The organism is Lachnospira sp. (genome assembly GCF_016290755.1).
Lineage (GTDB): Bacteria > Bacillota > Clostridia > Lachnospirales > Lachnospiraceae > Lachnospira > Lachnospira multipara.
This window is the reverse complement of the sequence record NZ_JAEEVD010000071.1, coordinates 1-9,675: the sequence shown is the minus strand read 5'-3', so window position 1 is coordinate 9,675 and position 9,675 is coordinate 1. Positions and strand designations below refer to the sequence as shown.

Sequence of the window (9,675 nt, the reverse complement as noted above, 5' to 3'; positions counted from 1 at the left end):
TTTGATAAGTGGTTTGCAAACTACGATACAACTCCTTACTATCCTTATAAATTTACAATGTGGCAATACAGCCAATCTGGTAGCGTTGACGGCATTGACGGCGATGTTGACCTTGATATTTACTTAAAAGAAAAATAAGAGATACATTTTCAAAATTATAAATAATACAGATTATGCAAATGGTCCTAATTGTTTAGAACATCGTCTCTAAACTTTAGGATCATTTCTCTTGTTAGAGAGACATTATCTGGGGTTACCTCAATATCTTTGGCTGCAACCCAAGTTCCAACTGATAGCTCTTCTTCCTGAAGCTTGATTGTGTCATCATCTCCATCAAGCTCGCAAAAATAGCCTGATAGCTGAGAACCTGAAAGGCCCCAAGGCTGACTCTTATAATATCTAATATTCTTAACTTTAATGCCCACTTCTTCCATAACTTCACGTCTTACAGTGTCTTCCATAGTTTCACCGATTTCTGTAAAGCCTGCAACTAATGCATAGTTTGTGTAGGTTCTGCCGGCATATTTTGTAAGTAAAATCTTGTCTTTGTTAGTGATTGCCACAATAACAGCTGGTGAAATCTTAGGATAAATGCTATTTCCACAGACAGGACATTTCATCATACGTTCCTTAACATCTCTTTCTAATAGCTTTCCACATCTTCCACAGAACTTGTTATCTCTATACCAACCGTAAAGATGATAGGCAGTAATAGTGGCGTAGGCTAGAGCTCTATCCTTCTGAGTTCTAAAATTGTAAACGCCATAGTAATCAAAGCCTTCTAGGCTAGACTTATATTCCTTGTGAACATCAGTATCTGCAAGCTCTCCAAAGAAGTCACCCTTTAATACGATGTTATTTTTAAAGGCAAGGAAAAAGCGTTTAACTACTCTTACATTTTCAGAATCATAAATAGAACTATCCTTATCAATACTTGACTTATCCACATTATCCACAATATCAACACCCCTATTTTGTGGATAACTATCTTTCTTTTCCACTAAAGAGAAGAGATAGATATAGCTATATTTATCAGTATTTTCTGTGTTATCCACATTATCCACAGCGTTGTTGGTAACTATTCCTGCTTTAAACTCACTATATTGTGGAAAATATAATTCATTTTCCCCTATTTCCTTTGCTAAAACTGTGGATCCTGCAAAGCAAAAGATTGTGTCATCGTCCTTAGGACTTGCATTTTTGTATTGATTGTCTAAATGTAATGGATAAATATCTTGTATCATAATCTTACCACCTATCTATATTTTTGCTTAAGAAAAATCCCCACCAAAAGTTGATGGGGATAGTATTCTTATAAGTAAACTAATTCTTCCTTTGGAGCTTCGCATGGAGTAACTTCAGTGCAGTAAACTACAGGGCCCTTCTTCTTATAGGCCATCTGGAATTCGTTCTTAACTGTACCTGTTACCATTACCCACTGCTTGTTCTCTAATTCTCTAATCTTATCGTAGTAGCTAATGTAACCAATAAAGGATGTATCATCTGCGCAGCAAGTCATAACTTTACGTCCTGGAACGAAGTTCTTATCCTTAAAGTACTTATTCTTTAAAACCTGTCCCTTGAAACGTACTGTCTTACCGTTATAAACTTCTGGACGTTCATTAACATCCATATACCAAATACCATAATCTTCATCTTCAATTTCAATAATATCTGAATTTAAGTCATATGGTAACTGTTCTGAAATAGCAACCTGCTCGCCCTTATCATCTTCAAATACAATCTGAAGAGATGGATTAAGTGCCTTAACGCTACGTCTAAAGCTGCCTAAATCCATTCCTGGAGCACATCTATTAAAGACAACTAAGTCTACTAGCTTAACTGTCTCTGCAATAATTGAACGCATATTAGCCCACTGTAACTGGAACTGCTCTGCATTAATTAAAGTAATTGCCTGATAAATTTCCCAGCCGTTTGGCTTTTCTGTATCATAGATAAGCTGTGGAGCCCACATACCGTTATATTCTACTAATACAATCCATGGATCATATTTCTTATCAAGTTCAACTAACTTCTCATAAGTGAATTCTTCTTTTTCAAGAACAACCATGTCGATTCCGTTGTCTTTAAGGAACTTTTCAGAGTACTCTTCTTCGCCTTCTTCTAAAACAATTAAAAGCTTCTTCTGAGCTTCTTCAAACTGTCCCATCTCAACAGTATCAACGATAAATTTTGTCTTACCACTATCAAGCTGTCCATTAATTAAAAATATAGGAATCTGATATTGCTCTTCCTGTGCCATATTGTCCGCCTTTCTAAAAAAGGTGCGACATAAAAATATCTCATATCGCACCTATTCTACACATAATTATTATATTAGTTTTCTTTATAAAAGCCTTAGTTAGGAGCTTAAGCCCTATCTAAATTAAAGCTTAAATAAAGTCTTTAACTTCTCTTCATTTAACTTAGAACCGATAACACAAATTCTTCCTGTGAAATCTGCCTGTCCTTCTCTGATTTCGTACTCACCTGGTACTAAATCGAAGTTGAACCAATTACCTTCTGGTGACTGAACCATACCCTTTGTTCTAAGGATTACGCCGTATTCTGTTGAATCAGCTAAATCATCAAGGATATTATCTAAGTCAGCCTTTGAGTACTTGTTAACTGTTTCAATTCCCCAGCTATCAAATACTTCATCTGCATGATGATGGTGATGATCATGGTGGTGACCGCATGAGCATGTTTCTCCATCATGGTGATGATGTTCATGATCGTGATGGCATTCTTCATCGTCGTGATGATGATGTCCGCATGAGCACTCTTCTCCGTCTTCATGGTGATGTTCATGATCATGTTCGTCATGGTCGTGGTCATGGTGGCATTCTTCACCATCGTGATGATGATGTCCGCATGAGCACTCTTCTCCATCGTGATGATGATGCTCGTGTTCATGTTCCTCATGAGCCTTTTCTGCAGCTTCTGCTAACATTTCAAGTTCAAGATTAGTAACATTCTCCATAGCACCAAGAATTGTATCGCCTGAAATATCATCCCAAGGAGTTGTGATGATATGAGCCTTCTCATTTAATGTTCTAATAAGTTCGATTGCCTTATTAAGCTTCTCCTCAGTAACGTTCTGAGTTCTACTTAAAATGATTGTTCCAGCATGTTCAATCTGGTTATTAAAGAACTCACCAAAGTTCTTCATATAAACCTTAACCTTTGAAGCATCAGCAACTGTTGAAGCGCTGTTTAATGTGATCTCGTTCTCAATATGAAGATCCTTAACAGCCTTAATAACGTCTGATAACTTACCAACACCTGATGGTTCGATGATGATTCTATCTGGATGATACTTATCTACAACTTCCTTTAAAGATGTACCAAAATCACCAACAAGTGAACAACAGATACAACCTGAATTCATCTCACGAATTTCAACACCTGCATCCTTTAAGAAACCGCCATCAATACCGATTTCACCAAATTCATTCTCTATTAAAACTACCTGTTCTTTATTAAGCTTGCTATCCTGTAAGAGCTTCTTAATTAAAGTTGTCTTACCAGCGCCTAAGAAACCTGAAATTATATCTACCTTAGTCATATTAAACCTTCTTTCTCAAAAATTAGATTGTGTGTAATTGATATTAGTACTTATAACATTTGTTTGTCAAGAAATGCTTGTGAATTTAAGAATAAATTCATAATTATTGATAAATAAAAGTTTAAGTAACATTTTCATAACTAAACTCATCTTTTATTATACTCTTGCTGTCAATCCCTAGAATTGATGAAACGTGCCCTCTTAAAGCTCGCCTCTTGCTTCTCTTAAGCCTTCTGCAAATTCACTTATCTTTCGTAGCCTATGATTAACCCCTGACTTACCTACTGGCGGGTCAAGCATCTCTCCTAAATCCTTTAGGTTTGTGTCTTGATTCTCTAGTCTTAAAAGAGCCACCTCTCTTAAGTTGACCTTTAGCTTATCAAGACCCACTGTGTCTCTAATATATTCAATGTCATTAACCTGCTTAACTGCTGCCTCTATAGTTTTATTAAGATTGGCAGTTTCGCAGTTAACTTTACGATTCACATCATTACTTATGCCCTTGTAAATCATGATATTAAAGAGTTCCATTTGCAAACGCACAGCACCCATGAGATTTAGCACATCTGTAATGTTATTACCTTCCTTTATGTAAACCACAAAGTTATTCTTTCTTTCCGTAACTTTGGCATCTAAATTAAAGAAGCGCAAAAGCTCCACTAACTTTTGTGCGTCCTCTTCAAATACACATACTATTTCATAATGATAGAATTTATTAGGATCACTTATAGAACCTGCTGCAAGGAAAGCGCCTCTAATAAAGGCTTTCTTACAACAATCCTTTTGGATAATTCGTGAATCTAAGAATTGTTCTTCTATTGAAAGAAATGTGTCATCACACCATTTAATAGTTTGCAAAATGTTAGCAACTAACTGTTGCTTGAAAATTCTAATTGTAATTAATTTACTAGAATTTAATTCGTGGCTCTTTGTATAATCCGACTCCTTAACATCAAAAAGTGTCTTTAAAAGTAGCTCGAATTTCTCCACCACCAATGTATTCTCTGTTAGACTTTCTATGCCAATAAGCCCCTCTTCTGTCTCAATTACATGAGCTGTAAAAGACATAAGAGCTGCAAATTCTGCAATCTGGCAATGTCTTGCCGTGTCCATTTTATTCAATAATTCTTTTTTTACTTCTAATGAAAAAGACATCTCTACCCTTTCCTCTTAGCATCCTTTTCTATATCACGATGCTCGATTTTACATCCATAATCTAGTTCCCAAATTAACTTATAAATTTCATTGGCAAGGGTAACTGATCTATGCTTACCGCCTGTACAACCAATGGCAATAACTAGATTGTTCTTACCTTCTTTGACATAATTAGGGAGTAAAAATCTTAACATATCCTTCATCTTAACAAGGAATTCTCTAGACTCACTTGCACTAAGTACATAGTCTTGGATTTCCTTATCATTACCCGTTAAAGGTCTTAGCTCTTGAATGTAATAGGGATTTGGAAGAAAACGTACATCAAACACAAGGTCAGCATCTGACGGAATTCCATACTTAAAGCCAAAGGATAATACTGTAACAAAAAGGTTATTAAACTTCTTATTATGGATAAAAATCTTCTCCATCTCAGCCTTAAACTCTCTTGTTAGCATGTTAGAAGTATCAATTATAATAGTTGCCCTTCTTCTTAAGAAAGATAAAATCTCTCTTTCCTGCTTTATGCCATCTTCAATTCTATTTCCCTTTGCAAGAGGATGAGTTCTTCTAGTTTCCTTATAACGCTTAACTAAAACCTCATCACTTGAATCAAGATAGAGAATACTATAGTTGTAATTATTCTCATCTAATTCATCTAAGACTTTATCTAACTCTTTAAAGCCTTCTCCATTTCTTACATCCACTCCCAATGCAATGTTCTCATATCCACCTTCACCCTTTGAAGCAATTTCTGCGAACTTCATAATTAGAGAAATAGGCATATTATCTACACAATAAAAGCCTTCATCTTCTAATACATTAAGTGCTGTACTCTTTCCTGCACCTGACATTCCAGTCACTATAATCATCTTCATGAAATTGCGCTCCTTTCAGTGAAATTTATAAGCTTATGTTTTATAAGCCAAAATTAAGCTCGTATCAAAGAAAATATTAGAATCCCAATTTAACTACTTCAAGTTCTAATGAAACTCCATTCTTTTCCTTAACAACTTCCTTAACCTTATCTGTAAGTTCAATAACGTCTTTAGCAGTTGCGCCGCCTACATTTACAACAAAACCAGCATGCTTTTCAGAGACCTTAGCTCCACCAACCTGTAGACCCTTAAGGCCTGCCTCATCAATTAACTTAGCTGCAATGTAGCCTTCTGGTCTTTTAAATGTACTTCCGGCACTTGGATAATTAAGAGGCTGCTTCTCCTTACGGCTGTTGGCATACTCTTTAATCTTAGCCTTAATATCAAGGCTATCACCCTTATTAAGTTTAAAGCAAGCATCCAGACAGATATAATTTTTCTTTGCTAAAATGCTTGTTCTATATGAAAGTTCTAGTTCCTCATTAGAAAGAGTCACTACTGTATTATCCTCTGCAATAGCAGTTATATTCACTAAAATGTCCTTTAACTCGCCACCATATGCACCGGCATTCATTCTAACGCCGCCGCCAATTGTTCCTGGAATTCCAGTGGCAAATTCAAAACCTTCTACACCCTGTCTTGCAAGATAGTTGCCCACGCTAGACATTAACTCTCCTGCCATTACTCTTACTGTAAAAGTCTTATCATCCTCTTCAAGCACCTCAATGCCCTTAAAGAATTTCAAAGAAACAACAATACCATCAAAACCCTCATCGCTTACAAGTAAGTTGCTTCCATTACCCATAACGAAAAAATTTGTCTTAGTCTCTCTTAAAAGACTAACTACTTTAATAATCTCCTCTTTAGTGCTTGGCATAACTAATGCTCTACATTTTCCGCCAATTCGAAATGTTGTGTAGTTCTTTAAACTCTCTTCTGGGAAAATTCTAGAATCCCCCACAATATCTCTAATTCTATCTATAACATCTATCATAAAAAAACTCCTAACCACATAAAACTAATAAAGAGAAAAGTTGTAGCCAAATATAACTACAACTTCCCCCCAGAAAAACTTATTAGTATTTATGTCCTTTTTTTACAAATTAGTCGTCGTCTTCATCGCCCTTCATTAAGTTCTCCTGAACTCTACGATAAAGTTCAACGGCCGCATTATATCCCATCTTCTTTTGTCTATGGTTAACCGCAGCTGCCTCTACAATAACAGCTAAGTTTCTACCAGGTCTAATTGGAAGTGAGTGGCAAACTACCTTATTTCCAAGATACTCTGTGTATTCTTCCTCTAAACCAAGACGGTCATATTCCTTATCCTTATTCCAATCCTCAAGCTTGATAACCATATCAATTTCCTGAGTTTCCTTTACTGATTCAACACCGAAAAGTGTCTTAACATCAATAATTCCAATACCTCTTAACTCGATGAAATACTTTGTAACACCAGGTGCTGAACCTACTAAAGTCTCATCTGAAACCTTTCTGATTTCAACTGCATCATCAGTTACAAGTCTATGTCCTCTCTTAATAAGTTCAAGGGCAGCCTCTGATTTACCAATACCAGATTCACCTGTAATAAGTACACCTTCACCGTAAACATCAACTAATACGCCATGAATTACGATACATGGTGCAAGCTGAACCTTAAGCCATCTAATTACCTCAGCTGTAAAAGATGAAGTTGTATCATGTGAACTTAAAAGTGGAATTCCAAGTTTATTAGCCATATCAATAACTTCCTGTTCTGGTCTTAACTCTCTACAAAAGATAAGACAAGGAATGTTACTTGAAAGTAATTGAGAATATCTTTCTAATCTCTCTTCCTTTGATAAGCTTTCCAAATAATTAAACTCTACATTACCTATAATCTGCAATCTATCATTATCAAATGATTGATAAAATCCTGTTAGCTGTAAGGCAGGTCTATTAATATCTGGCACATGTAGCCAAATCCCTGACGCATCTATGTCTGGTGTCATATTCACAAGCTGCATCTTCTCGATAACCTTAGATAATTTTACCTTCTCTTTACCAGTGCTTGTTCCAGCCATTTTTAATTTCCTCCTCGCCATCTATTCTAGCAAATAATCCCTACTACTTAATTTCTATATCATTTATTTAAAGTTTATCACAGCAACTTTCACTTTTCAATGAAAGCCTAAAGTTTAACAGTTTAAAATCTTGGCATTTAGTGGAAAAAGCTGTAAATATTTTCCGCAAGCTCTAGGGTAATACCATCAACTTCCATAAGTTCTGAAATTGATGCATTTCTAATCTTATCAATATCAAGAAAAGCCTTCATAAGCGCCTTACGTTTTACAGGGCCAATTCCCTTAATATCATCAAGAACTGATTTCACCTCATACTTTCCACGCAAACTTCTATGGTAAGTAATAGCAAATCTATGGGCCTCATCCTGCACTCTAGTAATCAGCTTAAAACCTTCCGAATGCTTATTAATAGGAATCTCCACATTATTATAATAAAGACCTCTTGTGCTATGAGTGTCATCCTTAACCATACCCGCAACAGGAATATTAAGACCTAGACTGTCTAATACTTCAAGGGCAATATTTACCTGACCTCTACCACCATCCATCATGATAATATCTGGTAATTTTGAAAATCCTCTAGATTCTTCACTTCCATCAAGCTCTGCTAAGGCTCTACTAAATCGTCTAGTTAAAACCTCGCGCATAGATTCATAATCATTAGGCCCTTTGACAGTTCTAATCTTAAATTTTCTGTAGTCATTTTTCTTTGGCTTTCCATTTTCAAAAACAATCATGGAACCTACGGACTCAACGCCACTAGTGTTTGAGATATCATAGGCCTCCACTCTTTTTAAGTTTTTAAGGTGAAGCCAAGACTCAATTTCCTTCATAGCGCCAATAGTTCTTTTTTCTTCAAGCTTAATCTTCTCAGTATCCTGATTTAGAACCATCTGGGCGTTCTTATAGGCAAGCTCCACCATCTTTTCCTTATCCCCCTTCTTTGGAGTAATAAGACTGACCTTACGTCTCTTAAGGTCTGTTAACCACTCAGTGATTACATCAAGCTCCTCAATTTCCTCTTGAAGCATGATGATATTTGGAATGTATGGAGTGCCCCCGTAATACTGCTTAATAAAGTTTAATATAATGTCACTTCTAGTATCTCCAGTGGCTACGCGCATATGAAAATGTTCTCGCCCTAGTAACTTTCCTTCTCTTATAAAGAAAATCTGCACCACCGCATCTTCTCCATTAGAAGCGCAGGCAATTACATCTCTATCCGTTGGATCATCTGCTGTAATCTTCTGCTTTTGAGCTACCTGCTTCACAGAATTTAGTAAATCTCTATATCTGGCAGCCTCCTCAAATTCGAGATTTTCCGAAGCCTTTAACATTTTCTCATTTAAAGAATCCATAATATCTGAGTAATTTCCGTTTAGAAAATTTATTACCTCATCAATTCTTTTGCCATATTCTTCCATTGTTATATATCCCTGACATGGCGCATCGCACTGACCAATATGATAATTAAGACAAGGTCTTTCCTTTCCTATATCTGCCGGCAACTTTCTATTACAGGTTCTTACCTTATAAAGCTTAGTTAATAGCTCAATTGTGTCCTTAACTGCATAAGAAGACGTAAATGGGCCAAAATATTTTCCTGTACCATGCTTCATAGTTCTAGAAAAAAGTACCCTTGGGAAGGCCTCATTTACAGTAATCTTAATAAAAGGATAGGTCTTATCATCCTTTAGCATAGTGTTATACTTTGGTCTATGCTCCTTAATTAAATTATTCTCAAGCACAAGAGCTTCAAGCTCTGAATCTGTAATTATGTACTCAAAATAAGCCACGCGAGACACCATCTGAATAATCTTTGGAGAGTGATTTCTGTGACTTTGAAAATATTGGCGCACCCTGTTCTTTAAAATCTTGGCCTTGCCAACATATATTATATTGTCGAATTTATCATGCATTATATATACTCCAGGCTTAGCTGGAAGTTTCTTTAATTCTTCTTCTAAATCAAACATATTTTTCCCTATCAATAAACTTACTTGCTAAAATAGCA

Annotated in this window: 8 protein-coding genes; all 8 read right to left on the bottom strand. The window is 35.9% G+C overall.

Going from position 1 to position 9,675, the window contains the following annotated elements:
* Nucleotides 1-185 precede the first annotated feature (185 nt).
* Nucleotides 186-1,244: an NAD(+) diphosphatase gene (gene nudC / locus QVA17_RS11655; RefSeq protein WP_074521975.1), complete on the bottom strand. Its 1,059-nt coding sequence runs from the start codon at nucleotides 1,242-1,244 to the stop codon at nucleotides 186-188.
* Between the two features lie 68 nt (nucleotides 1,245-1,312).
* Entirely contained in the window at nucleotides 1,313-2,263 is a 951-nt protein-coding gene (locus QVA17_RS11650) for a TIGR03943 family putative permease subunit (RefSeq protein ID WP_287389088.1), read from the bottom strand.
* A 123-nt stretch (nucleotides 2,264-2,386) separates the two neighbouring features.
* Entirely contained in the window at nucleotides 2,387-3,568 is a 1,182-nt protein-coding gene (locus tag QVA17_RS11645) for a GTP-binding protein (RefSeq protein WP_287389086.1), read from the bottom strand.
* 201 nt (nucleotides 3,569-3,769) lie between these two features.
* The gene (gene whiA / locus QVA17_RS11640; protein ID WP_027431033.1) at nucleotides 3,770-4,723 is read right to left on the bottom strand and encodes a DNA-binding protein WhiA; all 954 of its coding nucleotides are present in this window, start codon (nucleotides 4,721-4,723) and stop codon (nucleotides 3,770-3,772) included.
* Between the two features lie 2 nt (nucleotides 4,724-4,725).
* On the bottom strand, nucleotides 4,726-5,598 hold the full coding sequence (gene rapZ, locus QVA17_RS11635) for an RNase adapter RapZ (protein WP_027431034.1): 873 nt from the start codon (nucleotides 5,596-5,598) through the stop codon (nucleotides 4,726-4,728).
* A gap of 76 nt (nucleotides 5,599-5,674) precedes the next feature.
* On the bottom strand, nucleotides 5,675-6,592 hold the full coding sequence (gene murB / locus QVA17_RS11630; protein WP_287389085.1) for a UDP-N-acetylmuramate dehydrogenase: 918 nt from the start codon (nucleotides 6,590-6,592) through the stop codon (nucleotides 5,675-5,677).
* Nucleotides 6,593-6,701: 109 nt separating this feature from the next.
* A complete protein-coding gene (gene hprK / locus QVA17_RS11625) occupies nucleotides 6,702-7,661 on the bottom strand; it encodes an HPr(Ser) kinase/phosphatase (protein ID WP_027431036.1) in 960 nt (319 codons plus the stop codon).
* Between the two features lie 137 nt (nucleotides 7,662-7,798).
* A complete protein-coding gene (gene uvrC / locus QVA17_RS11620; protein WP_287389082.1) occupies nucleotides 7,799-9,637 on the bottom strand; it encodes an excinuclease ABC subunit UvrC in 1,839 nt (612 codons plus the stop codon).
* Nucleotides 9,638-9,675 lie beyond the last annotated feature (38 nt).